Raw genomic sequence first — 26383 nt, 5'->3', positions numbered from 1 at the left:
GGGTGCAGGTCAAAACTCCCCCACAGCCAGCACCGCCCCACGCAGCCGAGGAGCGTGTCCCGATGAAGGCAGTCCTGCGACCGAGCCGCCATACCAACCGCCATCCCGTCGACCAGGTGCTGCCACCTGGGAAGCTGGCGGTGTACGGCGCTCAGCACGTACTGGCGTTCTACGCCGGGGCGGTGATCGTACCGATCCTGCTCGCCAGTGCGATCGGACTCACCACCGAGCAGCTCATCCACCTGATCAACGCCGACCTCTTCACCTGCGGCATCGCGTCGATCATCCAGTCGGTCGGCTTCTGGAAGGTCGGCGTACGGCTGCCGCTGCTGCAGGGCGTGACGTTCACCGCGGTGTCGCCGATGATCGCGATCGGCCTCGCGGCCGGCGGCGGGACCGACGGTTTGCTGGTGATCTACGGCGCCGTGCTGGTCGCCGGGCTGGCCACGTTCTTCATCGCGCCGTACTTCAGCAAGCTGATCCGGTTCTTCCCGCCGGTGGTGACCGGCTCGGTGATCACGATCATCGGTCTGGCACTGCTGCCGGTCGCGGCCGGGGACGCGGTCGGCGGCGCCGGCCCGACCGCGGCGCCGACCAGCGGTAAGAACATGGCGTACGCACTCGGCACGCTCGCGCTGATCGTCCTGATCCAGCGGGTGTTCAAAGGTTTCATGGCCACCATCGCCGTACTGATCGGCCTGGTCGTCGGGACCCTGGTGGCCTGGGCGTTCGGCGACGCGCACTTCGGCGCGGTCGGCGACGCGGCCTGGGCGGGTGTGACGACACCGTTCTACTTCGGCTGGCCGAAGTTCTCGATCGCGGCGATCATCTCGATGGTCGTGGTCATGCTGATCACCGCGGTGGAGACCACCGGTGACGTGTTCGCGACCGGTGAGATCGTCGAGAAGCGGATCGGCCGCGAAGACATCGCCCGGGCGCTGCGGGCCGACGGCCTGGCGACCACGATCGGCGGCGTCTTCAACTCGTTCCCGTACACCTGCTTCGCCGAGAACGTCGGTCTGGTCCGGCTGACCCGGATCCGCAGCCGGTGGGTGGTGGCGACCGCGGGCGCGATCATGATCCTGATCGGGCTGGTGCCGAAGGCCGGCGCGATCGTGGCCGGCGTACCGCACCCGGTGCTCGGCGGCGCGGCGCTGGCGATGTTCGCGACCGTGGCCGTGGTGGGGTTCCAGACGCTCGCGAAGGTCGACTTCCACGACCACCGCAACGTCGTCATCGTGGCAACCAGCGTCGGACTGGCGATGTACGTGACCGCGCAGCCGCAGGTCGCGCAGGCCGTTCCGGACTGGGCCGAGATCATCTTCGGCAGCGGCATCACGCTCGGCAGCCTGACCGCGATCGTCCTGAACATCCTGTTCCACCACGTCGGCAAGAGCTTCGGCCCGGCGGTTGCAGGTCAGCCCGGCGACACGGTGCGGCTGGACCAGGTGAACGAGATGACCCGCGAGGAGTTCGTCGAGACCTTCGGCTCCCTGTTCCAGGGCCCCCGCTGGGCCGTCGAGCGGGCCTGGGAGATGCGGCCGTACGCCGACACTCACGCACTCCGGCGCTCGTTCCAGGAGGCGTTGTTCTCCGGTTCCCGCGAGGAGCAGCTCGAACTGATCCAGGCGTACCCGCGGCTCGGATCGCAGTTCGTCGCCGACGGTCTCAGCGGCGAGGCCTCGCTGCGCGACCAGTCGGACAAGGGCCTCACGTTCCTCGGCGACCCGGAGCGGGACGAGCTGACCGCGATCACCTCGGCGTACGAGGAGCGTTTCGGCTTCCCGCTGGTGATCTCGGTGCGCGACGCCGAGTCGTACGAGCGGATCGTCGAGCAAGGTCGCGAGCGGCTCGGGAACTGCGAGAACCAGGAGCACGCCGCCGCGCTGCTCGAGATCGCGAAGATCGCTGGGTACCGGTTCGACGACTTCGTCTCCGAGGCCAACCCGATCCACAGTGCACGCACCCGATGGAGCACGAATCGATGACTACACAAGCCCTCCGCGCCCCTGCCTTGACCGTCAACGGTGAGGTCACCCCTCTCGGCGACATCTCCGTGCACACCACCGTGCTGGACTGGCTGCGGGACCGCGGCCTGACCGGCGCCAAGGAGGGGTGTGCGGAAGGCGAGTGTGGTGCCTGCTCGGTGATGGTCGCCCGGCCGGGCACCGACTCGCAGACCGAGTGGACCGCGGTCAACGCGTGCCTGCTGCCGGTCGCGTCGCTGGACGGTCAGGAGGTGGTCACGTCGGAGGGCCTGGGTTCTCCGGCTGAGCTGCACCCGGTCCAGCAGGAGATGGCGGTGCGCGGTGGCTCGCAGTGCGGGTACTGCACGCCAGGCTTCATCTGCAGTATGGCGGCGGAGTACTACCGGCCGGGACGTGCTTGTGGCGAGGGCGATCACGAACACGGGCCGAACGGGTTCGACCTGCACTCGTTGAGCGGGAATCTGTGCCGCTGCACGGGCTACCGGCCGATCCGCGACGCGGCGTACGCGCTCGATGCCCCCGCCGAGAACGACACGTTCGCCGCCCGCCGGGACGCGGCCCCGCCCGCTCCTGTCGCGACGGGGATCGTGTCCACCGAGGGTGAGTTCGTTCGGCCCGCTTCGCTTGACGGAGTGCTGGAGTTGATCGCGGAGCGACCGGACGCGCAGCTCGTGGCCGGGTCGACCGACCTCGGTGTGCAGGTGAACATCTTCGGCTCCCGCCCGTCGCTGACGATCGCGATCGACCGCCTGGAGGAGCTGCGCGAGTTCAGCTTCGGCGGTGACGAGGTCCGGTTGGGTGCGGCTTTGACGCTGACAGAGATCGAGCGGCGGCTCGCGGGGCGGGTCCCGTTGCTCGCTCAGCTGATGCCCCAGTTCGCCTCGCGGCTGATCCGCAACGGGGCGACGATCGGCGGGAACCTCGGCACCGGCTCGCCGATCGGCGACACGCCGCCGGCGCTGCTCGCGCTCGACGCCTCGCTCGTCCTCGCGTCCCGCCGGGGCGAGCGCGTCGTCCCGCTGGCGGAGTACTTCACAGGTTACCGAGAGACTCTCAAAGAGCCCGACGAACTGATCCGGACGATCGTGATCCCGTTGCCGTTGGCACCGATGACCGCGTTCCACAAGATCGCCAAGCGGCGCTTCGACGACATCTCGAGCGTCGCGATCGGGTACGCCGTCAGCGTGACGGACGGCGTGGTGCGCGAGGCTCGCATCGGGCTCGGTGGTGTCGCGGCGACTCCGTTGCGCGCGTACGAGACCGAGGCCGCGTTGGTCGGTCGCCCGTGGAACGAGGAGACGGTGCGGATCGCGGCGGGCGTGATGGCCGCGGAGGGTACGCCGATGGACGATCACCGCGCCAGTTCGTCGTACCGCTCGGCGATGCTCGGGCAGTCGTTACTGCGCTTCTATTTTCAGGAGGTCGGCGCATGAGCTCGTTGTCTGAACGGCCTGCTGCTGCGGTTGTCGGCGTACCGATGCCGCATGAGAGCGCCGCGCTGCACGTGACCGGGGCCGCCTTGTACACAGACGATCTGGTGATGCGCACCCGCGACGTACTGCACGCTTGGCCGGTGCAATCGCCCCACGCGCACGCGCGCGTGACCGCTCTTCGGGTGAAGCCGGCGTACGACGTGCCCGGTGTGGTGCGCGTGTTGACGGCGGACGACGTACCAGGCGTGAACGACGCCGGCGTGAAGCACGACGAGCCGTTGTTCCCGGGTGAGGTGATGTTCAACGGGCATGCGGTGTGCTGGGTGCTCGGGGAGACGCTGGAGGCCGCGCGGCTCGGGTCGATGGCGGTCGAGGTCGAGTACGAGCCGCTGCCGTCGTTGGTGAGCGTGCGCGAGGCGATCGAGGCGGGGAGCTTCCAGGGCATCGGGCGGCACCTGGAGCGTGGCGATGTCGAGGCTGCCCTGGCGAACGCGGAACACGTGTTCCGTGGCGAGTTCGAGTTCGCTGGGCAGGAGCACTTCTATCTCGAGACGCATGCGGCGTTGGCGCTGGTGGACGAGTACGGGCAGATCTTCGTGCAGTCGAGCACGCAGCACCCGTCGGAGACGCAGGAGATCGTTGCGCATGTGCTGGGGCTGGCCAGTCACTCGGTGACGGTGCAGTGCCTGCGGATGGGCGGTGGGTTCGGCGGCAAGGAGATGCAGCCGCACGGGTTCGCCGCGATCGCCGCGCTGGGTGCGACGCTGACCGGGCGGCCGGTGCGGTTGCGGTTGAACCGCACACAGGACATGACGATGTCGGGGAAGCGGCACGGGTTCCACAGCTCGTGGACCGTCGGGTTCGGGGCCGATGGCAAACTTGTTGCTTTGGACGCGACGTTGACGGCCGACGGCGGGTGGAGCCTCGACCTGTCGGAGCCGGTGCTGGCGCGGGCGATGTGCCATATCGACAACGCGTACGAGATTCCGCATGTGCGCGTGGACGGGCGGATCGCGCAGACGAACAAGACGTCGCAGACGGCGTTCCGCGGGTTCGGCGGGCCGCAGGGGATGCTCATGATCGAGGACATCCTCGGACGGTGCGCCCCGCTGCTCGGGTACGACGCGTTGGAGCTGCGTCGGCGGAACTTCTACCACGTGGGCGACTCCACGCCGTACGGACAACCGGTGCGGCACGCGGATCGGCTGGAGTCGTGCTGGACTCAGGTGCTTGCTGCTGGGGACGTTGCCTCGCGGCAGGCTGAGATCGCTGCGTTCAACGCCGCGCATGAGCATGTGAAGCGCGGGCTGGCGATGACACCGGTGAAGTTCGGGATCTCGTTCAACCTGACCGCGTTCAACCAGGCCGGGGCACTCGTGCACGTCTACAAAGACGGCTCGGTGCTGATCAACCACGGCGGCACCGAGATGGGGCAGGGCCTGCACACGAAGATGTTGCAGGTGGCGGCGACCACACTCGGGCTGCCGTTGGAGCGGGTACGGCTGGCGCCGACGCGGACCGACAAGGTGCCGAACACCTCGGCGACCGCGGCGTCCTCTGGTGCTGATCTCAACGGCGCGGCGATCAAGAACGCGTGCGAGCAGATCCGGGAACGGCTGGCGCAGGTCGCCGGCGGGCGTCTCGGGATCAGCCCTTCGGACGTGCGCTTCGTGCACGGCGTCGTACGCGGGCTGTCCGGGGACGGGGTGGACTGGAACGAACTGGTGAATCTCGCCTATCACCAGCGGGTGCAGCTCTGGGCGGCCGGGTTCTACCGGACCGAGGGCCTGCACTGGGACGCCAACGCGATGCGGGGCGAGCCTTTCAAGTACTTCGCGTACGGCGTTGCGGCGTCCGAGGTCGAGGTCGACGGGTTCACCGGGTCGTACACCCTGCGCCGCGTCGACATCGTGCACGACGTCGGGGACAGCCTCAGCCCGTTGATCGACATCGGTCAGATCGAAGGTGGCTTCGTGCAGGGCGCCGGGTGGTTGACGCTCGAGGACCTTCGTTGGGACGAGAGCTCGGGCGACCGTCGCGGTCGTTTGTCCACGCAGGCGGCGAGCACGTACAAGTTGCCGAGCTTCTCCGAGATGCCTGAAGTCTTCAACGTCACGCTGCTGGAGAAGGCCCACGAGGACGGTGCTGTCTATGGCTCCAAGGCCGTCGGCGAACCGCCGCTCATGCTGGCCTTCTCCGTCCGGGAAGCACTGCGACACGCAGCCGCCGCCTTCGGCCCGCCAGGCACCAGCATCAACCTCCCGTCACCCGCCACCCCCGAGGCGGTCTACTGGGCGATCGATCGAGCTCGGGGAGGTGTCTCGTGGAGTGGGTAAAGGCGGTGCAGCGGTTGCGGTCGGCCCGCCGTCCTGGGGTTCTCGTCACCGTGATGTCCGTTCGTGGGCATGCGCCTCGGGAGGCCGGGGCGAAGATGGTTGTTGCCGCTGACAACGTCTGGGGAACCGTCGGCGGCGGGAACCTGGAGGCGCTGGCCGTCGAGCGTTCGCGGGCGATGATCGCCGAGGACGTGACCGCGCCTGAGGTATTGACGGCGGCGTTGTCCGACAAAGCGCCGTACCAGCATGGCGTTCAGTGTTGTGGTGGTGAGGTGAAGTTGTTGCTGGAGCCGTTGCCTGTCGTGCCTTCGGTGGCGATCTTCGGGGTCGGGCATGTGGGGCTGGAGCTGGCACGGGTACTCGCGCGGCACGATCTCGAGCTGCATCTGATCGACTCGCGGGCCGACCAGCTCACGGATGATCGGCTAGCAGTGCTGGATGACGCGGTCGCGCACGTCCATGTGCACAACGTGCCGGTGTTGCCGGAGCTGGTTGTCGGCGAGCTGCCGCCCGGTACGCATGTTCTGATCATGACGCACGACCACGCGGAAGATGCGGCGCTCTGTGACGCCGCGATTCGCAACGAGGAGCTGGCGACCATCGGGTTGATCGGCTCCAGTGCGAAGTGGACGCGGTTCCAGCGCAAGCTCGCTGAGGACGGCAACTCCGCCGAGGCGATCGCTCGCATCACCACGCCGATCGGTCTGTCCGATCTCCCCGGCAAGGAGCCGGCCGTGATCGCGGTGAGCGTCGCGGCCTGGCTCCTGCAGCAGTTCGTCGCCGAGCGGCATCCCGCGTCGGCCCATTCTGCCGAGCGTCGCCCCACGCCGGCTCAGCGTGAGGCAAAGGCATGACTCTTTATCGTGGCACGTTCATCGACACGCCGGAGAACCCGTTCGACGGCGGCGGCCTGCGGGTCGACAGCGACGCGGGGCTGCTGGTCGAGGACGGGATGATCGTTGCCCGCGGCCCGTTCGTGGAGATCCGCCAGGCGCATCCCGCCGAGCAGGTCGTGGATCTGCGCGACGGCGTCGTACTGCCCGGGTTCGTCGACACCCACGTGCACTTCCCGCAGATCCGCGCCGTGGGCGGCCTCGGACTGCCGCTGCTCGAATGGCTCGACCGGTACGCGCTCCCCGAGGAGGCGCGGATGGCCGATGTCGACTACGCGTCAGGCGTCGCCAACGAGTTCGTCCGCGGGCTGGCGGCCGCTGGTACGACGTCGGCGCTCGTCTTCGGCGCGCACTACGCGGACGCGGTCGACACGCTGTTCGACGCCGCGTCCAAGGTCGGACTGCGAGTGACGAGCGGTCTGGTGCTGAGCGATCGGCTGCTGCGACCGGAGCTGCTCACCACCCCGGTCCGCGCGTACGCCGAGTCGCTCGCCCTCGCGAACCGCTGGCACGGCGTCGGCCGCAACCGGTACGCCGTGACACCACGCTTCTCGCTCTCCTGCACGGACGAGCTGCTCGCGACCTGCCATGACCTGATGGAAGCGATCCCCGGCGCGCTGTTCACGTCGCACGTGAACGAGAACGAGGCCGAGATCGCGAGCGTCGCCGACCTGTTCGGGGGCTGCGACTACGTGACGACGTACGACCGGCACGGCCTGGTGGACCGGCGTACCGTGCTCGCCCACAACGTGCACCCGACGGACGTCGAGCTCAAGATGCTGGCTGTTAGCGGCGCCACCGTTGCCCACTGCCCGACGAGCAACGCGGCGCTCGGGAGCGGGCTGTTCCCGCTGACGCGGCACCTGCAGTACGGCGTACGTGTGGCGCTTGGATCGGATGTCGGCGCGGGCACCGGCTTCTCGCTCCTGAAGGAAGGGCTCCAGGCGTACTTCTGCCAGCAACTCCAAGGCGACCAGGGCCGCCCGCTCTCCGCAGCCCACCTGCTCTACCTCGCCACCACCGCCGGCGCCGAGGCCCTGGACCTGCCCCAGGTCGGCCACCTCTCCGTAGGCCACCACTTCGACGCCCAACTCCTCCGCCCCGCCGAAGGCTCCCCCCTCGCGGTAGCCATTACCAACGCCGAAGACACCGAGGAAGCCCTGGCCCGAATCTTCACCCTAGGCACCCCCGCCGACGTCCAAGCCGTCTGGATCAACGGCGACCTCCTCCACTGATCACCCCCCACGGGGACTGGGAACCAGCAATTGCCTATTCCCAGTCCCCGCGGCATATGCCGACAACGCCTGCCTGAGGCGCGCGGCGGTTTTGTGTGCGTGGTCCAGGTCGGCCCAGTTGACGCGGACCACGCCGTACCCGCGCTCGCGGAGGCGGTCCTCGCGGTACTTCTCCGCCAGTACGGCGTCTGCGTTGTCGCCGTACTTCATCGCGCCGTCGAACTCGACCACCAGCACGCCCGCGAGCAGGAAGTCGACCCGCCCGATCAGCCGGCCGTCCGCGTCCCAGATCTCCACCTGCAACTCTGGTTCGGGTAGACCGTGATTCGCCATCAGCACGCGGAGCCGCGACTCGCCGACCGACTCACTCCGCCCGTCCGCAAACAGCGCGGCCGCCTGCGCAGCCGGCACCCCACGCCAGTGCCGATGCCGCCGTACCGCATCAACCAACTGGTCACGCGTCGTCAGCGGCTCGCGGAGGGCCGCGTCGGCCAGTACGACGCCGACCTCGTACGACGTCGTACAGGCAGTCTCCACGATCGCTCGCTCGACGCTCGTGACCTTCAGGCCGCCCAACTCGACGATCTCGTCGGTGGACGTCGTACCGCGATGCACCCGAACCCCTCGCCCGGTGCGAACCCCACCGGACGCCACGCGCGTGAAGTGTGCCCTCGACAGATCGGTCCCCCACACGGGCAACCCGTGGAGCATGGCAGCGGACTGATGACTCACGACAACGCCGCGGAGGCGCTCACTCGCCATCCGCACGTTCAGTAGGTGAAGCCTCGTCGCGTGCTCCCACGGAGGTTCGTCGGACGGCCAGGCCCGGGGGTCGACGTACGAGTTGAAGCTCAACCGGAGCCACTGCCCGCTGCGCACGCGTTGCCGGAGCTCGCTATCGCTGTAACCGGCGGCGAGCGCGTCCGGGCGCGTGAACCACCCGCCCCGCCCGGCGGCGATCACTTCCAATCTCCTGTTCATGCCCAAGAAGGTGCACGTCTGACACGACCCGCGGACCGGCGATCGTGCAACTGTGGATAACCCCCGGGGACTGGGAACAGGCTATTGCTAGTTCCCAGTCCCCGGCGGGGGTTACGAGTCAGCCGACGAGGGCGGCTTGGGTGCGGGCTACCTGGGTGGCGAGGGTTGTCTCGTCGGCGGTTTGGAGTACGTCGTGTTGTACGACGGGGCGGCCGTTGGCTAGGAGGAGGGTCAGGGGTGGGGGTGTGGAGAGGGTGAGGGAGGCGATCGGGTCGGGGATGCCGGCGTGCGGGAGGGTGGTGAGGTTCCACACGGCCAGGTCGGCTTGTTTGCCGGGTTCGATCGAGCCGATGTCGTTGGAGCGGCCCAGGATGCGGGCGCCGTCCAGGGTCGCCATCTCCAGGGCGGCGCGGACGGTCAGTGCTTGCGGGCCGCCGCGGGCGCGGGCGAAGAGCAGGGCATGGCGGAGTTCCTCGACCAGGCTCCCGGATTCGTTGCTCGCGGCACCGTCCACGCCCAGGCCGACCGGAGAACCGGCAGCCCGGAGGTCCGCCGTACGGGCGATGCCGGCGCCGAGGCGGGCGTTCGAGCTGGGGCAGTGGGCGACGCCGGTGCCGGTGCTGCCCAGGTGCTTGATCTCCGCGTCGTCGAAGTGGATCCCGTGTGCGAACCACACGTCCGGACCGGTCCATCCGAGGCGGTCGGCGTACTCGAGAGGCGTGCAGTTGAACGTCTCCCGGCACCAGTCCGTCTCGTCCGTGGTCTCGGCGAGATGAGTGTGCATCCGCACCCCGCGCCGTCGCGCGAGCTCCGCGGACTCGCGCATCAGTTCGCCGCTCACGCTGAACGGCGAGCACGGCGCGACCACGATCTGCAGCATCGAATCGGGCGCCGGATCGTGCCAGCGGTCGATCGCGGCCTCGGTCGCGGCGAGGATCTCGTCGCGGTTCTCGACCACGGAGTCCGGCGGCAACCCGCCGTCCTTCTGACCGCGGTCCATCGACCCACGGGCCGGATGGAACCGCAGCCCGATCTCACCCGCCGCGGCGATCTCCGCAGCGAGCAGGTCGCCACCGTCACGCGGGAAGACATAGTGGTGATCGGCAACAGTCGTGCATCCGGTGCGCGCGAGTTGGGCGAGCGCCGCTCGCGCCGCGACGTACACGGTCTCCTCGGAGATCCGCGCCCACACCGGGTACAGCGTCGTCAGCCATTCGAAGAGGGTCGCGTCCGCGGCGAGCCCGCGCGTGACCCATTGGTACAGGTGTTGATGCGTGTTCACGAATCCCGGCGTGACCAGGCAGCCGTCTCCGTCAACGACGCGTGCATCGTCGTACGCCGGTGCCGATCCCGGACCGACCGCGACGATACGGTTGCCCTCGACAACCACGTGCCCGACGAACTCGCGCCGGGCCGGATCGAGGGTCGCCACGTAGGCACCCTCGATCACGATCCTGCTCAACAGAATCCCGGCGTGGCATGCCACGCGCTGCCGGCGTCGCTCGCGTCGTCGCGCGTCACGGTCGCCTCGATCAGGCCGTACGGGCGATCGGCGGCGATGAAGACCTCGCCGGGGTTCTCGACACCGAACGGCGACAGGTCGACCAGGAAGTGGTGCTTGTTCGGCGCCGAGAACTTGATCTCGGCGACTTCCGGGTGCTGCTCGAGCACCGCCTCGCCCATGCCGTACAACGTCTGCTGCAACGCAAGACTGTGGATCGTGGCGAATCGCGAGAGCAGCAGTCCCTTGATCTCGTCGTACGACTTGTCCCAGTCGACCTCGGTGTGGTCGTAGCGCCACCGCGCGACCAGCGACGTCGCCAGGATCCGGTCGTTCGTCTCCGGCAGCGTCGTGTACTCGTCCTTCAGGAACCCGTGGAACTCCGACCCGGTCGACTTCAGTACGACGAGGTCGCTGATCCCCGACACGACGTAAGTCTTCCGCTCCGCGCCGCGGCCCTCCACGTTGACGACCGTGTTCCGCACACCGCCGCCGGTCCGGACGAACGAGTGGTCGTGCCCCTGGCCGTCGACCTGGATCCGCTCCCAGGCGTACTCCTCGACCTCGACCCGCGCGCCCTGCGCGGCCGGCGACGCGTCCAGGAAATGCGCGCCGAGCGTCAGCGCGTAGTCCTCGATCGCCCCGACGCCCTTCTCCTTGGCGAAGGCGAACGCGGTGTTCTTCTGTGTGTCGGTCGGCAGTACGTCGGACTGGTCGCCGGTCGTGTGCGCGTCCTCGAAGTTGCCGCGCAACGCGGTCGACACGTTCAGGTCGCGGATCTGGTGGCGGGGCGTGTCGCGGTAGATGCGGACGACACGGTTCTCGGCTTTGCCGTACTGGTTGGCTCCCAGGTGGATGGCCATCTGAGGTCAGCTCCCTCGGTAGGTGGAAAACGCGAACGGGCTGAGCAGCAACGGGACGTGGTAGTGCCGCTCGTCGGCGACCGTGAAGGTCACGGAGACCTCGGGAAAGAAGATGTCCTGACCGGTGGATTCCGCGTACGCCGCGACGTCGAACCAGAGCCGGTACGTTCCGTGCTCCAACGCCGGCGCGAGCTCCCCGATCCGCCCGTCGTCGTCCGTCGTACCGGTGGCTTCGAGCACGTCACCCCGGTAGAGCCGGACCTGGACGTTCCGCGCCGGTCGCCCCAGCGCGGTGTCGAGAATGTGCGTGGACAGAGAACTCATGCCACCACCTTGCTCAGCCGGAGCAGCGCGATCTTGCGAAGCTCTTCGTGTACGACGGTCGCCTCGGTCGCATCGTCGTGCGTGAGGCGGGTCCGCAGACTGTCCAGCATCTGCGCTGCCGACAACCCCGTGGCGCAGATCAGGAACACCCGGCCGAACCGCTCCTCGTACTGACGGTTACCGTCGGCAAGCTCCTGCCGGACGCCGGCGTCGGCACCGACACCGGACTGCTCGTTCCGCGACCAGGCGGCCTCGGTGCTCGCGCCCTGCGGCCGGTCACCGATCCGCGGATGCGCCTGCAGTGCGCGATCGACCTCGTTGTCGTCGAGCTCCCGCAGCGACTGGTCGGCGACCGCGGTCAGCGCCGCGAGATCGCCGTACGGCCGCTTGGCCAGGATCGCGTCGACCCAGCGGGGCACGTCGCAGCAGGCCGCCAGGGCCGGCCGCAGCCGGTCGGTCGGAGCGGAGTTGAACTCCTCCAGGTCCACGGATCACACCTTCTCGAATCCCGAAATCGACTTTCCGTATGACGAGAGTGGCAGCTGCCGCGCTCGTCGTCAACAGTTTGTTGAAATCAGCGGGCGCGGTTCAGGTAGTTGTAGACGGTGAAGCGCGTGACGCCGAGCGCCTCGGCGACGATCTCGGCCGACTTGCGGTACTCGAAGGCTCCGCGCGCCTCCAGCAGCAGTACGGCTTGCTGCTTGTCGTGCCGCGACAGGTCGCGCAACGGACCACCCAGCTCCTCGGCGACACCGGCCAGCAGACTCTGCACGCCACCCTCTGGCTTTTCAGGCGCTTTTGGAGGGGACAGGCGTACGGCGACCACAGGCTTGCCGTCCCACTCGAGCGTCACGTCGTCCGCGCGGGCCTCCGCCGCGTCGACGAGTTGTGCGTCCAGCCGCTCGACGAGCGGGGCGATCGCCTGCACCAGCGGGTGCTGTTCAGGCATCGCGCCGTACCTGCAATGTCACCTGGCTCGCGCCGCCGGCGAACGCCGCCTCGAGCACCTTCGGGAGCGCCGGCAGCAGGAGATGCTGCTCGCCGCTGACCTGCGTACCGAGCGGGCCGAACTCGCAGTCGAGCCCGGCCGCCTCCGCCGCCTGCAACGCCTCCGTGGCGTGCGCGGGCGGTGCCCCCTCGACATCGAAGGGTTCCGTGGTGAACTCCGCAACCAGTCGCATGCCGCGAGGCTAACTCTCCGGGAATGGTCGGCGCGCCAGCCTGGCGAGCTCGTTGTCGTCGAACTCCGATGTCTCGATCGCGCCGCACTCGATGCCGCGCAGTACGAAACCGGCGAGAGCGGCGGCCGTTGCGGGCTCGTCGAGGTACCCGGACTCGCCCTCACCGAGGTACGCGCGCAGGCGTCGGGCGGCCTGGTCGAAGCCTTCCCGGTAGAACAGGTACGTCGCCGCGAAGCGGGTCGGGAGCTGGGCGGGGTGCATGTCCCAGCCCTGGTAGATGCCGCGTGCGAGCGAACGGCGTACCAGCCGGAAATGCAGGCGCCAGGCATCGTGGACCGCGTCGCCGACCGGGAGAACGTTGGTCGATCCATCGGATACGAACACGCCGGTGCCGGCCGCGGCCAGCTGCATGACGTCCTTGGCATGGTCGGCGACCGGATGCTCCATGCTCTGGTACGCCGCCGCGACACCGAGCGAGGCGGAGTAGTCGTAGGTGCCGTAGTGCAGACCGGTGACACGCTCGCCGCCGGCCTTGATCATCCGGGCGATCAGTGCGGTGCCGTCCGCGCCGAGGATCGCCTGCGGGGTCTCGACCTGGATCTCGAACCTCAGCTGCGGTACGCCGTACTGACGCTCGAGCGTCTCCAGCACGAGCACCATCGCCTCGACCTGCTCGACCGACGTCACCTTGGGGAGCGTGATGACGAAGCCGTCGTCGATCGCGCCCAGGTGCTTGAGGAAGAGGTCGAGAGTCCGCACACTGCGGCGCCTGGTCGGCGCTTCCAGCGACTTGATCCGCAGACCTCGGTACGGCGTCTGCAGGTTGGTCGCAAGCACCTGGGCGGCCGCGATCGCCGCGGCGTCCTCCTCGTCGGCCGGCCGGTTGCCGTAGCCGTCCTCGAAGTCGATACGGAGGTCCTCGATCGGCTCGCGCTCGAGTTTGGCCCGCACGCGGTCGTACACGTCGCCCGCGAGGTCGTCCGGCAGATCCAGCACCTTCGCGAACTCCTCGGCGGATCCGCCGTACTCGTCGAGGGCCGCGCGCGCCTGCGCGCCCCAGTCCTCCACCGTGCGTACGTCGTACCGATCGGCCGGAACGTACACCGTGTGGACCGGCTGCCGGGCCCCGCGATCGCCGCGATAGTCCGCAGTCAGCGCCGCGTCCGCGGCCGCCAGCCGCCGGTCAAGCTCGCTCACCAGATCATCCAGGCTCACTGCAGCCTCCTTTTCCGTATTGTGGAGACTAATATCTACTCTGCGGAAGACACAACCATTCGAGCTTCCGAGATCTGGCGCTAAACTTCCGTGATCCGGAAAGGTGGTTGTCATGGTGGAGACGAACGGCAAGGGACGCACCGGCAGCGTGCAGTCCATCGAGCGCGCCTTCGGGCTGCTCGAGACGATGGCCGACGCGGGCGGGATGATGGGCCTGTCCCAGCTGGCCGCCGCCTCCGGCCTGCCACTGCCGACGATCCACCGACTGGTTCGCACCCTGGTCGACCTCGGCTACCTGCGTCAAGAGCCGTCGCGGCAGTACGTGCTCGGACCGAAGCTGATCCGGCTCGGGGAGAGTTCGTCGCACATGCTGAGTGTGTTCGCCCGGCCGCATCTGGCCCGGCTCGTCGACGAGCTCGGCGAGTCCGCCAATATGGCGATGCTCGACGGCGACCAGATCGTGTACCTCGCGCAGGTCCCGTCGCGGCACTCGATGCGCATGTTCACCGAGGTCGGCCGCCGCGTCCTCCCACACTGCACTGCCGTCGGCAAAGCGATCCTCGCCCAGTTCCCCGACGCCGAGGTCCGCGACCTCCTGCACCGCACCGGCATGCCCAAGCACACCGACAACACGATCGTCACGCCCGACGTCTTCACCGCCCAGCTCCACCAGGCGTCGGACGTCGGATACGCGATCGACGAAGGCGAACAGGAAGTCGGCGTCCGCTGCGTTGCGGTAGCCGTCCCCGACGCCCCCACCCCCCTGGCCATCTCCATCTCCGGCCCCGCCGGCCGCATGACCGAATCCCTGGTAGAACAGGCCATCCCCCTGCTGACCCAGGCCGCCAAGTCCCTCTCCGACGACCTGCACTAACTCGCAGTCCATCGGTGGTTGTGTGCACGTGGACAGGTGGTGTCGGGCAGCGTACTAGTGCACCTGAGCGCGATGGCGCTGGGTGCGTACGGTGTCTCGGGGTGCTCTACCTGTTGAGAGTGCACATCGTCGACGCCTGATCACACACCACCGCTCGTGCGGCGCGGGTCGGACTCCGGAGGCTGGGGACTCCTGCTGGTCGGTTCAGGTGCGCAGCGCTCCCCAACCCCCCGACCGTACGACGTCTTGCCGCGGCGGCGTCGTACGTGCCCGAGTGCTCAGGTGTCCGCGCGGAGGCGGCCGTGGATGTGCCAGTCGTGCCAGCCGTCGGCGTGCATGATCGCCTGCCGCAGTGTTCCCTCGTGCCGGTATCCGGTGCGCGCGGCGACCCGACACGAGGCAGTGTTGGTCGTGGAGTGGTGGATGTTCAGCCGGTTGAACCCAATCGCCCCGAACGCCCAAGCGGACAGCGCCTCGACCGACCTCGCGGCGACCGCTTGTCCCCGGGCGGCAGGGGTCACCCAGTACGACAGCGCGGCCGACCCTTGGGCCAAAGAGATATCGCGCAGCCCGACCTGACCCAGCGGTTCGTCGTCTCCATCGACAACCGCCCAGCTCGCCGCAGTCTCAGCGTCCCAGCAGTCGACCCACTGCCCGATCCACTCGTCTGCCTCCTCGAGAGTGTCGAGCCGCCGGACATGCCAGCGCTGAATGTCGGGACAGCCGAACGCAGTCCGCACCGAGGCGGCGTCCCGCCCCTGCCACGGTCGCAGCACCAGCCCGTCGTCCACCGCCAGCCGCGGCTGTGCCGTATCTCGCAACACGCCCTGAGCCAGAACCGCATCCACAAGCAGAGGCATCCCGCGATGCTAGTGCGCGGCCGGCGGTCAGGGGGCGTAGGTCCGCCATTGTTCGGTCAGTTGGTAGCCGAGGGACTGGTTGGCCTGGAGGCTCGCTTGGTTGGCCGCGGCTCCGCCGGTGCTGAAGCGGGTGATGCCGATGTCGAGGAAGGCGAGGATCGACGCGGCCTTGACGGCCTGGGCGACGCCGCGGCGGCGATGGGTGGCGAGGACCGAGGTGAAGGCGGTGTCACCGAAGCCGTCCTTCTCGCGAATCACCGTCGCGCCGACCAGCCGGTTGCCGTCGAAGGCGCCGAAGACCCGATTCTCCGGCCACAGTCCGGCGACGTCGGCGAGCTCTCCGACCACGCGATGCGTCGCGGGCGTGTTGGGATAGTCCGCCTCGTTCGTCTTCTCCAGCGCGTACAGATCCGCGGCCGACTCGGGCCCGAGTTCGCGGAGTGTGAGTCCGCCGGCGGTCACCCGGCGTACGGCGGACTCCAGCAGCTCACGGTCCGGTTCGAACAGCCGGACCGCCCAGGACTCGGCGACTACGCGATACCCGGCTGCCTCCAGCTCGGCGCACCGCGGGTCGCCTTCCTGAACGATCTCGTATTCGGCCACGGGGTGATTGTCAGCCCAGTTTGCGCAGCAGCGGAAGGACATCCTCGGTGAACTGGGTGAGGAAGCGCTCCTGGTCGTTCCCCGGACCGTGTACGACGAAGTGGTTGAAGCCGGCGTCCAGGTACGGCTGGAGCTGCTTCACGACCTCTTCCGGGTCGGACGCCACGATCCACCGCTTCGCGACCTGCTCGATCGGCAGTTCGTCCGCGAGCCGCTCCATCTCGGTCGCACTCGTCACGCTGTGCTTCTGCTCCGCGGTCAGCGACAGCGGCGCCCAGAACCGGGTGTTCTCCAGCGCCAACTCCGGGTCGCGGTCGTACGAGAGCTTGACCTCGAGCATCCGGTCGACGTCCTCGAACTTCTTCCCGGCCTTCTCGGCCCCTTCGCGTACGGCGGGCATCAGCTGCTCCGTGTAGAGCTCCATCCCCTTGCCGGACGTCGCGATGAACCCGTCACCGGCGCGGCCGGCGTACCGCGCGACGAGCGGGCCGCCCGCGGCGACGTACACCTTCAGCGGGGTTTCCGGACGGTCGTAGATGAACGCGTCCACGGTCTTGTAGTACGGCCCTTCGGCGCTGACGCCGTCCTTCGTCCACAGGTCGCGGATCAGCTGGACTGCCTCCCGGAGCCGGGCGAACCGCTCCTTGAACTCCGGCCACTCCATCCCCGACACCGCGATCTCGTTCAGCGCCTCGCCGGAGCCGACGCCGAGCATGACGCGCCCCGGGTACAGCTCACCGAGCGTCGCGAACGCCTGCGCGATCACCGCCGGGTTGTACCGGAACGTCGGCGTCAGCACCGACGTACCGAGCAGCACCCGGTTGGTCCGCTCACCGACCGACGCCAGCCAGGCGAGCGCGAACGGCGCATGGCCGCCCTCGTGCCGCCAGGGCAGGAAGTGGTCCGACACGGTCACACTGTCGAGCCCGAGCTCCTCGGCCCGAACGGAGTACTCCACCAGATCCCGCGGCCCGAACTGCTCCGCCGAAGCCTTGTACCCGACCCGAATGCTCACCCTCTGCTCCAAACGTCGTCTGCGCGTACTCCGGAAGACAACCGCGCCCAGGTCCGACTTTATGCCGCCCGAGGTCGCCGGCGCTGACTCGGAGAGCCTGATTGACTCCGGCCGCGTGGCTCGGAGAGGATGTTGGCCCGGCGCGGCCCGCGCCTCACCTTCGTCGACCGCCCCCAGCGCGGTCACACCGAGAAGGCAAAGGGACTTCCTGTCTCGGGCCGCTCGTCCTGGTCTGCCGCCTCGACGGGATCGCTGGGGGATCGCGTGCGAGTGCGTGGAAGGCCAGATGACAGCGCACAGGAACTTCAAGCAACGGGTACGAGCCCGCGCCGCGAAAACCGGCGAGTCCTACACGGCTGCCCTCCGGCACTTCCGTCCGACTCCCCAAGGAGAACCAGACATGCCGGAAGAAACCACACTGCGGTTCGCCGTCGTCCAGTCGACGATGCGCCACGACCCGACGAATGCCGACGAACTGCGTGCAGGCGGCGCCGAACTCCGCGACTTCATGAGGCAGGCGGCTGCGGCCGGTGCCCGCCTGGTGCACTTCACCGAGGGCGCGATCTGCTTCCCGAGCAAGCACATCATGTCGTCGCTCGGCCCGGACGAGGTCGGCGCCTCCGATTGGACCAAGGCACAGTGGTCGGTGCTGCAGTCCGAGCTCGACCAGATCAACGCACTCGCGCGGGAGCTCGGGATCTGGGTGGTGATCCCCTCGGTGCACCAACTGCCGGAGGGGCGCCCGCACAACAGCATGTACGTCGTGTCCGACGAGGGAAAGGTTGTCGCCCGGTACGACGAGCGCACACTGTCCACGACCAAGGTGACGTGGATGTACACGGCCGGGAAGCAGCCGGTGACGTTCGACGTCGACGGGTTCCGGTTCGGGCTCGCGCTCGGACTGGATGTGCTGTTCCCGGAGCTGTTCGTGGAGTACGACGAGCTCGGCGCCGACGGCGTCCTGGTGTCCTATGCGACCCACCGCGTCTCGGGACATGACCACATCGCGGTGCAGGCGCGTGGGTGCGCGGTGAACAACACGTCCTGGATCAGCCTCGCCGTACCGGCGAACCCCGAGGCGGGGCTGGCGGCGGGCGTTGTCGATCCCCGGGGCGAGTGGGTAGCGCAGGCGCCACTGGATGGATCGCCGGCACTTGCGGTGGCCGATGTGCACCACGACGAGACGACGCAGGTCGGACGTGACTTCCGTCGTCGTACACGGGAGCGCATCGGGTCGTAGGTCCTCACAGGTTCGGGGGCTGGCGCGTTCCATAGGCATGAACAGGCACGCGGTGGTCAGTACCCGGATCGGGGAGCTCACGGTGGTGGTGTCGGAGGACGTGCTGGTCGGCGTCTACTTCCCGCACCACTGGGTGAAGCCGACGGCGGAGACGCTGGGTGAGCGGGTCGAGGCGTCCGACCCGCTCATCGCGGTCGTCGTCGAGCAGTTGGAGGAGTACTTCGCCGGCTCGCGGGTGACCTTCGAGTTGCCGACGCGGCTCATCGGTGACGAGTTCCAGCGCCGGGTCTGGTCGGTGCTCGAGGAGATCCCGTACGGCGAGACCACGACGTACGGCGAGATCGCGGCGCGCCTCGGCGAGCCGGCCCACGCAGCGCAGGCGGTGGGGAAGGCGGTCGGCCAGAACCCGTTGTCGATCGTCGTCCCGTGCCATCGGGTGATCGGGAAGAACGGGTCGCTCATCGGGTACGCCGGCGGGTTGAAGCGGAAGCAGTTCCTCCTCGACCTGGAGGAGCCGGTCGGCGCTCGACTGTTCTAGTTGCTTTGCAACTAGTCCTTTTGTGACAGGTCGCCGACCTGGGCCGCGTACCAGTCGAGTTCAGTCAGATGTTCGGCGATCTGGCGGAGGGTCCAGTTGGGCGTGCGGTCCTTGTCCCACTCGGCCGGGTCGAGGGCCGCGTACCGCAGCACAAAGGTCCGTCCGAGGCGTTGCAGTCGCTGCTCGGCCTCGCGGACGTCCTCCTCGGTGAACGGCGCTAGGTCCGCGGCGGAGGTGAGTGCGCTCGCGTGCCACTCGTCAGGCTGCGTCGGTACGCCGGCCAGCAGCGCCTCGACCTCGGCCAGGTGATCGATCAGGTGGTCGGCGATCCGGCGAACCGCCTTGTGCGGGGTGAAGATGCGGTCGTCGTCGGACGTCCGCGGCTCGCCGTCCCAGGCCGGCCAGGTCACGATCAGCTTCAGGCATCGTTCGACGGCTTGCTCGACGAGTTCTGCTGGATTCTGTGTCATGTGGCCGACAGTAAGGCCGTCACCCTTCGTCGGCGGCCGAACTGATTCCGAGGCGATCGGCCAGCCGCTCGGCGTCGTACGGCGCATGCACCTTGGCGTCGTTGTCGAAGTACACGTAGGTGGCGCACTTCCAGGAGCGGATCTTGCGCGCCCAGCGGCCGAGCGCCTTGTCGTCGTACCCGCTGACGTACAGCTCCTCGGCGCCGTGCAGCCGGACGTACGCGAAGTCCGCGGTGACGTCGCCGAACATCGGCCACTTGCCGGCGGTGTCCGCACACACCAGCGCGATGTCGTGCTCGCGACAGAGCTCGATGAATTCCTTGCTCTTGAAGCTGTCATGACGTACTTCGATCGCGTGCCGCAGCGGTCCCTCGGCTCTCGGCTCGAGCAGGGCGCGACCCTTCATCCGCTCGTCGTGGCGTTTGGCGACCTCGGCCGCTTCGGCTGTGGTCCGGGGCAGCTGGGCGAAGAAGCTCGCACAGCGGTCGGCGTCGTACTGGAAGTTGGGTGGCAGCTGCCACAGCACCGGCCCGAGTTTGTTGCCTAGCGCAAGAACTCCGGACGCGAAGAAGTTCGCCAACGGCGCGTCCACGTCGGCGAGTCGCTTGAGGTGCGTGACGAACCGCGGGCCCTTGACCGAGAAGACGAAGCCCTCGGGCGTCTCGTCGTACCAGCGCTGGTACGACGTCGGGCGCTGGAGGGAGTAGAACGAGCCGTTCAGCTCGATCGAGTTCAGCCGGGACGACGCGTACTCGAGTTCGGCGCGTTGCGGCAGCCCGTCGGGGTAGTAGACCTTCCGCCACGGCGGGTAGCGCCAGCCCGAGATCCCTACTCGGTACTGGGAGTCCGGCCAGCGTGTCATCTCTCGATTATGGTCCCGGCATGGACATCAACCGCGGCGCGTACCCGGACGCGTTGACGCCTTGGGAGGATCCGTCGTGGCGTACGGCGGCGCTCGGCTGGCTGGAGGCGCGACTCGCCGAGCTCGGCATCCGCGAGACCGGCCCGCGTCGAGCGAGGGTCCGGCCGTGGTCGGTGATCGTCCGGATCGAGGCGGCGGACCCGGTGTGGTTCAAGGCGGCCTCGCCCGGGAGCGCGTTCGAGGCCGGGCTGGGCGAGGCATTGTCGCGGTGGGCGCCCGAGCACGTCCTCACGCCGTACGCCGTCGACGCTCAGCGCGGATGGTCGCTGCTGCCGTCCGGCGGGCCGGTGCTGCGCGGTCAGGGGGCCGGGCCGCGTGAGTGGGAGGAGGCGTTGACGCAGTACGCCGACCTGCAGCGGGCGCTCGTACCGCGGGCCGAGGAGCTGCTGCGTCTCGGCGTACCTGATGCTCGGGTTTCGGGACTGCCGAGGGTCTTCGACGAGGCCGTCGCCGGGAACGAGACATTGGATGCGGCGGATCGTGAACGCTTGCGGTTGATCCGGCCGCGGTTGGTCGAGTGGTGCGAGGAGCTGGCGGCGATCGGCGTACCGGATTCGCTGGACCATGCCGATCTGCATGACGGTCAGATCCTGGTGGCGGGGGCTGGGCGGTACACGTTCTTCGATTGGGGTGACGCGAACGTCGGGCATCCGTTCTGCAGCCTGCTCGTCGCGCTCGAACGTGCCGCCGAGGAGCACGGTCCCGAGGTGATGGCGCGGTTGGAGGACGCGTACCTCGAAGGATGGACGGGTCACACGTTGCCCGACCTCCGCCGCGCGGCCGAGCTCGCCCGGCGCCTCAGTCAGCTGACCCGCGCCGGCTCCTGGGCCCGCCTGTTCCCCACAGCAGCCCACATCGGCGACCCAGAACGCGCCGCCGCCCTACTGCGGGTTCCTCAGGTCGGGATCCACGTAGGCCACCACGGCGGGACGTTGCCGGGGCAGGTGCCGGGTGAGGCGGCCGGGGTGCCTTGCCAGGAGAACAGGGCGAGGTCGGCGATCGCGATCGCGATGGCGGCGGCGATCAGCGAGAACAGGAACGCCTTCCCGGCGTACCGGAAGACGAGGGTGAACAGCACCAGGTTGACGATCAGCGCGATCGGTACGCCGAGGAACAGCAACGTCAGCCCGTTCGGCACGCTCCCGGTGACGTCGACGTGACACGCCTTCCACGCCCGCGACGTGAGCACTACCAGCCCGAACGCCGCCCCACCACCAACCACCACCGCAAGGAACGACTCCCCCTTGCTCCCCTTCGCACCAAACGCCATGAGGATCACGGTAAGTGATCCACCAGCCCACTTCACCCCACCCGGCGGGTGCACCAGACTGCCCGGATGGACATCAAGCACCGGATGATCGTCTTCGACGCCGCCGACATCGAGGCCGAGAGCAGCTTCTGGGCCACGTTCCTCGACGGCACCGTCGACAGGTGGAGCAACCGCTGGCACGCGATCTGGGTCGACGGCGGCTGGGCGCTCGGGGTTCAGCACGCCCCCGACCACGTGCCACCGGACTGGCCGGACGGCACGCCGCAGCAGATCCACCTCGACTTCTACTTCGAAGGAGTCGAGGCCCATGCCGCCGCACACGATCGAGCGCTCACCCTCGGCGCCCGCCTCCTGAAACCCGCCGACGATGCCGCGGCCGCCCGCGGCGTACAGGTGTACGCCGACCCAGCAGGCCACCCGTTCTGCCTCTGCTGGGTCCCGAGGTAGTCAGCGAATGCCGAGTGCGTCGAGTACGCGGTCTGCGACTTCGGGGATTGGGGCGTTCGCGTTGACCAGCAGGGCGCCGTACCGGCTGTTGTCGGCGTCTACCTGGGCGTGCCACGCCAGTACGCGTTCCAGCTCCGGGCCGCTCGATCCGAAGGCGCCACGTCGACCCACGAGCCGGCCGCGCAACGTCTCGGCGTCGAGGCTGAGGCTGATGACCGTGTCGAACAAGTCCCAGATCTCGTTGTCGTTTCCCACCGTCCCGCAGATGAACGCGACCCCGTCGCCGACCTCGTCCGCGACGCGCCGCACGGTCTCGACCGGCAACCGGTATGTGTTCGAGGCGAACCAGGCGTCGTCGCGGTACGGCGGCATCCGCACCTCGACCCCCGTCCCGTTCTCGAACCACCGCGCCAGGCCGTCCGCCTCAACGTCGTACACAGCAAATCCCCGCCGCCGCAGCTCCTCACCCACGGCCGTCTTCCCAACCCCGGAGGACCCCGTCAGATACACCAACCTCATGACAGCTTGGGCCGCAGCCACATCATCGTGGTGAAGTCGAGATCCTCGTCCGGTACGACGACCACCTGATGCTCGTCCTCGTAGAGCACCCGGCCCGGCGCGGCCGACTCGTACCGTTCGCACGGAAGGTTGTGCGAGGCAAGGATCGCCAGACACCCAGGGATCGGCTCCATCAGGAAAGTCGCCGACGCCTTGAACCACGAAGCGGCGAGCAGGTTGTCCGCGTAGACAGTCGGGTCGACGCTCGCCGGATTCGTGTACGTCGCGTCGTACCAGTCGTTCGTCGTACGCCGGAACCGTTCCTCCTCCGCACTCAAATACCCCCGGTTCCCGAGCATGTTCACCAACCCGAAGATCCCGATCCGCCGCCCCCGCCGATCCGGCACCGGGCTCTGATACCGCAGGAACAACTCCACCCTGCAGATTCTGCCTCGCCGTTGACCCGTCGGCTTGTCAGGTTTAGCCTGACAAGCGTGTCAGGGTGCACCTGACAAACCTGGAGGGTTTGGGATGCCGGACAACGTGTTGCGGTGTTCGTTTTGTGGGAAGACCAAGGACGAGATCGCGCAGTTGATCGCGGGGCCGGGGGTGTTCATCTGCAACGAGTGCGTCGATCTGTCGGTGCAGGTGATCAACGAGCAGCCGATTGCGTCGTTTCCGCCGCTGGACGGGAAGAGTGACGAGGAGTTGCTGGCCGACATGGCTCGGCTCGACAAGTCGCGCGGGCAGGTCGAGGCCGCCGTGCAGGATCGCGTACTGCGCCTGCGCTCCCGCTCGGTCACCTGGGCCCGGATCGGCGAGGCCCTCGGTATCAGCCGACAGTCCGCCTGGGAACGGTTCTCGGGCGAGGAGTAGGCGATTGACTCGGGTGTTGCTCGTTCGGCACGGGGAGGTCGACGGCAGTCAGTTGAACGCGGAGGGCTGGTGGGGACCGGCGCGCGATCTGTCACCGTTGTCCGCGAGAGGGATCGAGCAGGCGAAGGCGGCCGGGCGGCGGCTTCGGGAGTGCGGGGCGCGGCGGATTGTTGCTTCGCCGATGACGCGGGCGATGCAGACCGCGAGCCTGATCGCGGCGGAGACTCGGCTTCCGTTGACGGCGGTCGAGTTCGATCTTCGCGAGTGGCTTCCGGATGCGACGCTCTCCTGGCGTTCGGCGGAGGCGATCGCGGCGACCGACGACTTCCACCGCCATGGCGGCGAGTGGCCGCCGGGCGAGACGCGTACGTGGGAGCCCCAGTCCTCGGTACGTCGACGCGCGCTCGGAGCGCTCCGTCGACAGGCAGCCATCGATGACGAACCGTTCGTTGCCGTGTGCCACAGCATGGTGATCGAGGCGCTCACGGACGCACGCCGCGTCGAGTTCTGCGGCGTACATGAGATCAACCTGCAGGACGCCGTACAACTAGATCCCGCTGAGCCATTCCTGCCACGTCAGTCGGTGTGAAGGAAGGCGGCAATCTCGGCGACGTACCGCTCGGGCTCCTCGACGTTCGGGAAGTGGGCGCTCTCGTCGAAGACGCGGAGTTGCGCGCGCGGGAGGCGGGTGGCCAGGTCGCGGCACGCGTCGACGCCTGCGTTGCGATCCCAGAAGCCGATCAGCACCAGGACCGGTACGTCGAGCGCGGCGAGCTCGTCGACAAGCGGTACCGATCGCGGAGGTTCCTTCGCCAGCGCGGCCGCCATCTCGCCGGTGTTGATCAGCCCGCTCTCGGCCCACAGTTCGCGGACCCGCCGAGCGGCGGCGGGTTGGTGGAACAGGAACCGGTCGACAGTCGGCCGGTCGACGACCCCCCAGACCGCGCGCGGCCCCGATTCCGCAACCGCCGTACGGATCGCGGCCCGCATCTCGTCGCTGGTGGCGACCGCCTCGAACCCGGATCCCCACGGCGAAGGGGTCAGCGAACCGGCCAGCGCGGTGCCTTGGAGAATCAGCCGGTCGACGCGGTCCGGGTGCGCGACCGTGTACTCGGCCGCGAGATCCCCGCCGAATGAGATACCGAGCAGCGTGATCCGCGGTAGCTCGAGATGCCGGCGCAGCTGTTCCAGATCGTCGACCAGCAGCGGTACGGCGTACCGCCCGTCCTGCTCGCTGCGACCGGAGCCACGCTGCTCGTAGTACACAACCGGCCCGAGCTGCTCGAGCAGCGGCCCCGTCAACCGCTCGAAGTCGTAGATGAACCCGCCGGGTCCACCATGCACCACGACAATCGGCGTACCCGCCTGTGGATCACCGACCACGCGCATCCAGTGCCGCACCCCGTTGAGCACCACGTACGACTCAGCCACCACCGCAGTCTCACATGCAAATCCGGTGGATTCGCTGACGCTAGCGTTGCTAGGTTCTCGGGGATGATCAACGACGAGCTCATCGATGCGGCCGCGGCCGTGCTGCATCCGTACCACGTCGACGATCGGCTCTTCGGCGATGTGGCGTCGGCGCTGGTCACCGAGGCCGGCAATGTGTACGTCGGCGTATGCATCGACACCGCGTCCGGTACGGGATTCTGCGCCGAGCACGCCGCCATCGCCGCGATGGTGACCGCGCGCGAGTACAAGATCGCGAAGATCGTTGCCGTCTGGCGCGACGACGGCCCGCTGCACGTCCTGCCCCCGTGCGGCCGCTGCCGGGAGTTCATCCGCCAGATCGACCCGTCGAACCTCGACACCGAGGTGATCCTCGGCAGACGCCGTACGACGCCCCTCCGCACCCTCCTACCCGAAACCGCGTCGTTCCCCCTCGACTGAACCCAACCATGGGTGCCCGGGGATCATGCCGCGAAGCCAAGCCTGCTTGCCCTCCGCAAGCATCGGCCACGTGCGAGCGAAGTCATGTTCATCCTTCGTACGCCGTTTCCGCGCCTTGAACAGCAGGACGATCTCGGGATTCAGGTAGCGGATGTGGTCATCTGCCACCCACGTCACCTCGTCGATCGCGCCGACGTGATCCGGCACGAACTTGTTCGTCCACAGCCCGTTGCGATCCGGAGTCAGCGGTAGATCGAGTACCCACGGAGGATCGCCGTGTTCGCGTATCCACAGCTGACTCGCCGGGTTGAACACCTCCGGATGCTGCGGCGTCAACGGCCGCATGTCGCCGCCGGCCAGGTTCCACAGATGCCACCGATCGCCTACGTGCTCACGCAGCGCAGGTACGTCGGACGCGAAGATCGACACGTCGACGTCATCGTGCTCACGACGTACGCCGGTGAACGCATCCACGGCCCACCCGCCGACCACCCACCACGGCCGCTCGAACCCGTCCATGAACGCAGCCGTTTGAGCCAGATCGAACGGCTCCCAACGCCCATAGAGGCGAGCCCAATACCGGGCCTCCTCGGCTTCGGCCGCCGACCGCACCACCGGCTCGGGAGTCATGTCCGCAACGATCCCCGCCGTGCACCCAGCGCAGCAAACGCATTTCGAGGGGTGCTGCTAGAGGCGGCTGCGGTCTCGCCCGGGCCACAACGCGGCGCCGACCGCGAAGAGCAACACGGCTCCGACGAGATCGACCAGGTTGCCTCGGCGGACTGCCGAGACGATGCCTCCGAGTCCGGCGAGAACGAAGAACACAGCGAGCAACATCCGCAGCACAGTCATTCCCCACCCCCTACCCGCTAGATCGGGCGCCGCCGGGGCAGCGTTACGTCGGATACCGGGTGGTGGCGGACGTGGGCC

The 26383-nt window shown here is 68.3% G+C and carries 31 protein-coding genes; 13 read left to right on the top strand and 18 right to left on the bottom strand.

The window, feature by feature from the left end; genetic code table 11:
- The first annotated feature begins 62 nt into the window (after window positions 1–62).
- The 5 genes from uraD (EV137_RS18780) to guaD are packed head-to-tail and all read left to right on the top strand — an operon-like array spanning window position 63 to window position 7885.
- Entirely contained in the window at window positions 63–1988 is a 1926-nt protein-coding gene (uraD, locus tag EV137_RS18780; protein ID WP_134002104.1) for a 2-oxo-4-hydroxy-4-carboxy-5-ureidoimidazoline decarboxylase, read from the top strand.
- Window positions 1985–3421 carry a xanthine dehydrogenase small subunit gene (locus EV137_RS18775; protein ID WP_134130166.1) on the top strand — a complete coding sequence of 479 codons (1437 nt, stop codon included), beginning with the start codon at window positions 1985–1987 and terminating at the stop codon, window positions 3419–3421. The genes uraD (EV137_RS18780) and EV137_RS18775 overlap by 4 nt, the downstream gene beginning before the upstream one ends.
- On the top strand, window positions 3418–5757 hold the full coding sequence (xdhB, locus tag EV137_RS18770; protein WP_134130165.1) for a xanthine dehydrogenase molybdopterin binding subunit: 2340 nt from the start codon (window positions 3418–3420) through the stop codon (window positions 5755–5757). Before EV137_RS18775 ends, xdhB begins: the two co-directional genes overlap by 4 nt.
- Window positions 5745–6611, top strand: coding sequence for a xanthine dehydrogenase accessory protein XdhC (gene xdhC, locus EV137_RS18765; RefSeq protein WP_134130164.1), 867 nt, complete (start codon window positions 5745–5747; stop codon window positions 6609–6611). Before xdhB ends, xdhC begins: the two co-directional genes overlap by 13 nt.
- Window positions 6608–7885 carry a guanine deaminase gene (guaD, locus tag EV137_RS18760; protein WP_134130163.1) on the top strand — a complete coding sequence of 426 codons (1278 nt, stop codon included), beginning with the start codon at window positions 6608–6610 and terminating at the stop codon, window positions 7883–7885. Before xdhC ends, guaD begins: the two co-directional genes overlap by 4 nt.
- On the opposite strand, the gene EV137_RS18755 is transcribed toward guaD, so the two are convergent.
- From EV137_RS18755 to EV137_RS18720, 8 genes are all read right to left on the bottom strand, one after another.
- Window positions 7886–8866, bottom strand: a complete 981-nt coding sequence (locus EV137_RS18755) for a type IV toxin-antitoxin system AbiEi family antitoxin domain-containing protein (RefSeq protein WP_134130162.1) — start codon at window positions 8864–8866, stop codon at window positions 7886–7888.
- Window positions 8867–8984: 118 nt separating this feature from the next.
- On the bottom strand, window positions 8985–10328 hold the full coding sequence (locus tag EV137_RS18750; RefSeq protein WP_134130161.1) for an 8-oxoguanine deaminase: 1344 nt from the start codon (window positions 10326–10328) through the stop codon (window positions 8985–8987).
- Window positions 10325–11230, bottom strand: a complete 906-nt coding sequence (gene pucL, locus EV137_RS18745) for a factor-independent urate hydroxylase (RefSeq protein WP_134130160.1) — start codon at window positions 11228–11230, stop codon at window positions 10325–10327. Before pucL ends, EV137_RS18750 begins: the two co-directional genes overlap by 4 nt.
- Window positions 11231–11236: 6 nt before the next feature.
- Window positions 11237–11554: a hydroxyisourate hydrolase gene (gene uraH / locus EV137_RS18740; protein WP_134002091.1), complete on the bottom strand. Its 318-nt coding sequence runs from the start codon at window positions 11552–11554 to the stop codon at window positions 11237–11239.
- Complete coding sequence (uraD, locus tag EV137_RS18735; protein WP_134002089.1) at window positions 11551–12042, bottom strand: 2-oxo-4-hydroxy-4-carboxy-5-ureidoimidazoline decarboxylase; 492 nt, start codon at window positions 12040–12042, stop codon at window positions 11551–11553. The genes uraH and uraD (EV137_RS18735) overlap by 4 nt, the downstream gene beginning before the upstream one ends.
- 86 nt (window positions 12043–12128) lie before the next feature.
- Window positions 12129–12503 carry a helix-turn-helix domain-containing protein gene (locus tag EV137_RS18730; RefSeq protein WP_134130159.1) on the bottom strand — a complete coding sequence of 125 codons (375 nt, stop codon included), beginning with the start codon at window positions 12501–12503 and terminating at the stop codon, window positions 12129–12131.
- On the bottom strand, window positions 12496–12735 hold the full coding sequence (locus EV137_RS18725; protein ID WP_134130158.1) for a thiamine-binding protein: 240 nt from the start codon (window positions 12733–12735) through the stop codon (window positions 12496–12498). The genes EV137_RS18730 and EV137_RS18725 overlap by 8 nt, the downstream gene beginning before the upstream one ends.
- Before the next feature lie 9 nt (window positions 12736–12744).
- On the bottom strand, window positions 12745–13950 hold the full coding sequence (locus EV137_RS18720) for a DUF6986 family protein (protein ID WP_238175410.1): 1206 nt from the start codon (window positions 13948–13950) through the stop codon (window positions 12745–12747).
- Window positions 13951–14062: 112 nt separating this feature from the next.
- Between EV137_RS18720 and EV137_RS18715 the strand changes: the two genes are divergently transcribed.
- On the top strand, window positions 14063–14824 hold the full coding sequence (locus tag EV137_RS18715) for an IclR family transcriptional regulator (protein WP_134130157.1): 762 nt from the start codon (window positions 14063–14065) through the stop codon (window positions 14822–14824).
- Between the two features lie 278 nt (window positions 14825–15102).
- Here EV137_RS18715 and EV137_RS18710 read toward each other — a convergent pair whose 3' ends face one another.
- The 3 genes from EV137_RS18710 to fgd are packed head-to-tail and all read right to left on the bottom strand — an operon-like array spanning window position 15103 to window position 17302.
- Window positions 15103–15684, bottom strand: a complete 582-nt coding sequence (locus EV137_RS18710) for a GNAT family N-acetyltransferase (protein WP_134130156.1) — start codon at window positions 15682–15684, stop codon at window positions 15103–15105.
- A gap of 27 nt (window positions 15685–15711) precedes the next feature.
- A complete protein-coding gene (locus EV137_RS18705; RefSeq protein WP_134002077.1) occupies window positions 15712–16287 on the bottom strand; it encodes a GNAT family N-acetyltransferase in 576 nt (191 codons plus the stop codon).
- 10 nt (window positions 16288–16297) lie between these two features.
- On the bottom strand, window positions 16298–17302 hold the full coding sequence (fgd, locus tag EV137_RS18700; RefSeq protein WP_134130155.1) for a glucose-6-phosphate dehydrogenase (coenzyme-F420): 1005 nt from the start codon (window positions 17300–17302) through the stop codon (window positions 16298–16300).
- A gap of 400 nt (window positions 17303–17702) precedes the next feature.
- Here fgd and EV137_RS18695 point away from each other — a divergent pair, with 400 nt between their 5' ends.
- Together EV137_RS18695 and EV137_RS18690 are read left to right on the top strand one after the other, a co-directional pair.
- Window positions 17703–18542 carry a carbon-nitrogen hydrolase family protein gene (locus EV137_RS18695; RefSeq protein WP_134002073.1) on the top strand — a complete coding sequence of 280 codons (840 nt, stop codon included), beginning with the start codon at window positions 17703–17705 and terminating at the stop codon, window positions 18540–18542.
- Window positions 18543–18579: 37 nt separating this feature from the next.
- Window positions 18580–19080, top strand: a complete 501-nt coding sequence (locus EV137_RS18690; protein ID WP_134130154.1) for a methylated-DNA--[protein]-cysteine S-methyltransferase — start codon at window positions 18580–18582, stop codon at window positions 19078–19080.
- Between the two features lie 11 nt (window positions 19081–19091).
- Here the strand turns inward: EV137_RS18690 and EV137_RS18685 are convergent, their stop codons facing one another.
- Together EV137_RS18685 and EV137_RS18680 are read right to left on the bottom strand one after the other, a co-directional pair.
- Window positions 19092–19550 carry a hypothetical protein gene (locus tag EV137_RS18685; RefSeq protein ID WP_134130153.1) on the bottom strand — a complete coding sequence of 153 codons (459 nt, stop codon included), beginning with the start codon at window positions 19548–19550 and terminating at the stop codon, window positions 19092–19094.
- Between the two features lie 19 nt (window positions 19551–19569).
- Window positions 19570–20412: a DUF72 domain-containing protein gene (locus EV137_RS18680; protein ID WP_134002067.1), complete on the bottom strand. Its 843-nt coding sequence runs from the start codon at window positions 20410–20412 to the stop codon at window positions 19570–19572.
- A 20-nt stretch (window positions 20413–20432) separates the two neighbouring features.
- On the opposite strand from EV137_RS18680, the gene EV137_RS18675 reads away from it, so the two are divergent.
- Window positions 20433–21632 carry a phosphotransferase gene (locus tag EV137_RS18675; RefSeq protein WP_202871042.1) on the top strand — a complete coding sequence of 400 codons (1200 nt, stop codon included), beginning with the start codon at window positions 20433–20435 and terminating at the stop codon, window positions 21630–21632.
- A gap of 176 nt (window positions 21633–21808) precedes the next feature.
- A complete protein-coding gene (locus tag EV137_RS18665; protein WP_134130152.1) occupies window positions 21809–22189 on the top strand; it encodes a VOC family protein in 381 nt (126 codons plus the stop codon).
- Here EV137_RS18665 and EV137_RS18660 read toward each other — a convergent pair whose 3' ends face one another.
- On the bottom strand, window positions 22190–22708 hold the full coding sequence (locus tag EV137_RS18660; RefSeq protein WP_511194531.1) for an AAA family ATPase: 519 nt from the start codon (window positions 22706–22708) through the stop codon (window positions 22190–22192).
- The gene (locus tag EV137_RS18655) at window positions 22705–23124 is read right to left on the bottom strand and encodes a hypothetical protein (RefSeq protein WP_202871041.1); all 420 of its coding nucleotides are present in this window, start codon (window positions 23122–23124) and stop codon (window positions 22705–22707) included. The genes EV137_RS18660 and EV137_RS18655 overlap by 4 nt, the downstream gene beginning before the upstream one ends.
- A 94-nt stretch (window positions 23125–23218) precedes the next feature.
- On the opposite strand from EV137_RS18655, the gene EV137_RS18650 reads away from it, so the two are divergent.
- Both EV137_RS18650 and EV137_RS18645 read left to right on the top strand, forming a co-directional pair.
- On the top strand, window positions 23219–23563 hold the full coding sequence (locus EV137_RS18650; RefSeq protein ID WP_134002059.1) for a ClpX C4-type zinc finger protein: 345 nt from the start codon (window positions 23219–23221) through the stop codon (window positions 23561–23563).
- Window positions 23564–23576: 13 nt separating this feature from the next.
- Window positions 23577–24152 carry a histidine phosphatase family protein gene (locus EV137_RS18645; RefSeq protein ID WP_238175520.1) on the top strand — a complete coding sequence of 192 codons (576 nt, stop codon included), beginning with the start codon at window positions 23577–23579 and terminating at the stop codon, window positions 24150–24152.
- Here EV137_RS18645 and EV137_RS18640 read toward each other — a convergent pair.
- Complete coding sequence (locus tag EV137_RS18640; RefSeq protein ID WP_166679930.1) at window positions 24140–24994, bottom strand: alpha/beta fold hydrolase; 855 nt, start codon at window positions 24992–24994, stop codon at window positions 24140–24142. The two genes, EV137_RS18645 and EV137_RS18640, sit on opposite strands and share 13 nt — an antisense overlap.
- A 63-nt stretch (window positions 24995–25057) precedes the next feature.
- Here EV137_RS18640 and EV137_RS18635 point away from each other — a divergent pair, with 63 nt between their 5' ends.
- The gene (locus tag EV137_RS18635; protein WP_134002053.1) at window positions 25058–25453 is read left to right on the top strand and encodes a cytidine deaminase family protein; all 396 of its coding nucleotides are present in this window, start codon (window positions 25058–25060) and stop codon (window positions 25451–25453) included.
- Here the strand turns inward: EV137_RS18635 and EV137_RS18630 are convergent.
- Both EV137_RS18630 and EV137_RS40630 read right to left on the bottom strand, forming a co-directional pair.
- Window positions 25421–26083 (bottom strand): nucleotidyltransferase domain-containing protein, encoded by a 663-nt coding sequence (locus tag EV137_RS18630; protein WP_134130147.1) that lies wholly within the window; start codon window positions 26081–26083, stop codon window positions 25421–25423. The genes EV137_RS18635 and EV137_RS18630 overlap by 33 nt on opposite strands.
- 57 nt (window positions 26084–26140) lie before the next feature.
- Window positions 26141–26305, bottom strand: a complete 165-nt coding sequence (locus tag EV137_RS40630) for a hypothetical protein (protein ID WP_166679929.1) — start codon at window positions 26303–26305, stop codon at window positions 26141–26143.
- Window positions 26306–26383 lie beyond the last annotated feature (78 nt).

Origin of the sequence: Kribbella pratensis (assembly GCF_004366075.1) — a bacterium.
GTDB lineage: Bacteria > Actinomycetota > Actinomycetes > Propionibacteriales > Kribbellaceae > Kribbella > Kribbella pratensis.
This window is presented reverse-complemented; position numbering and strand designations above follow the sequence as displayed.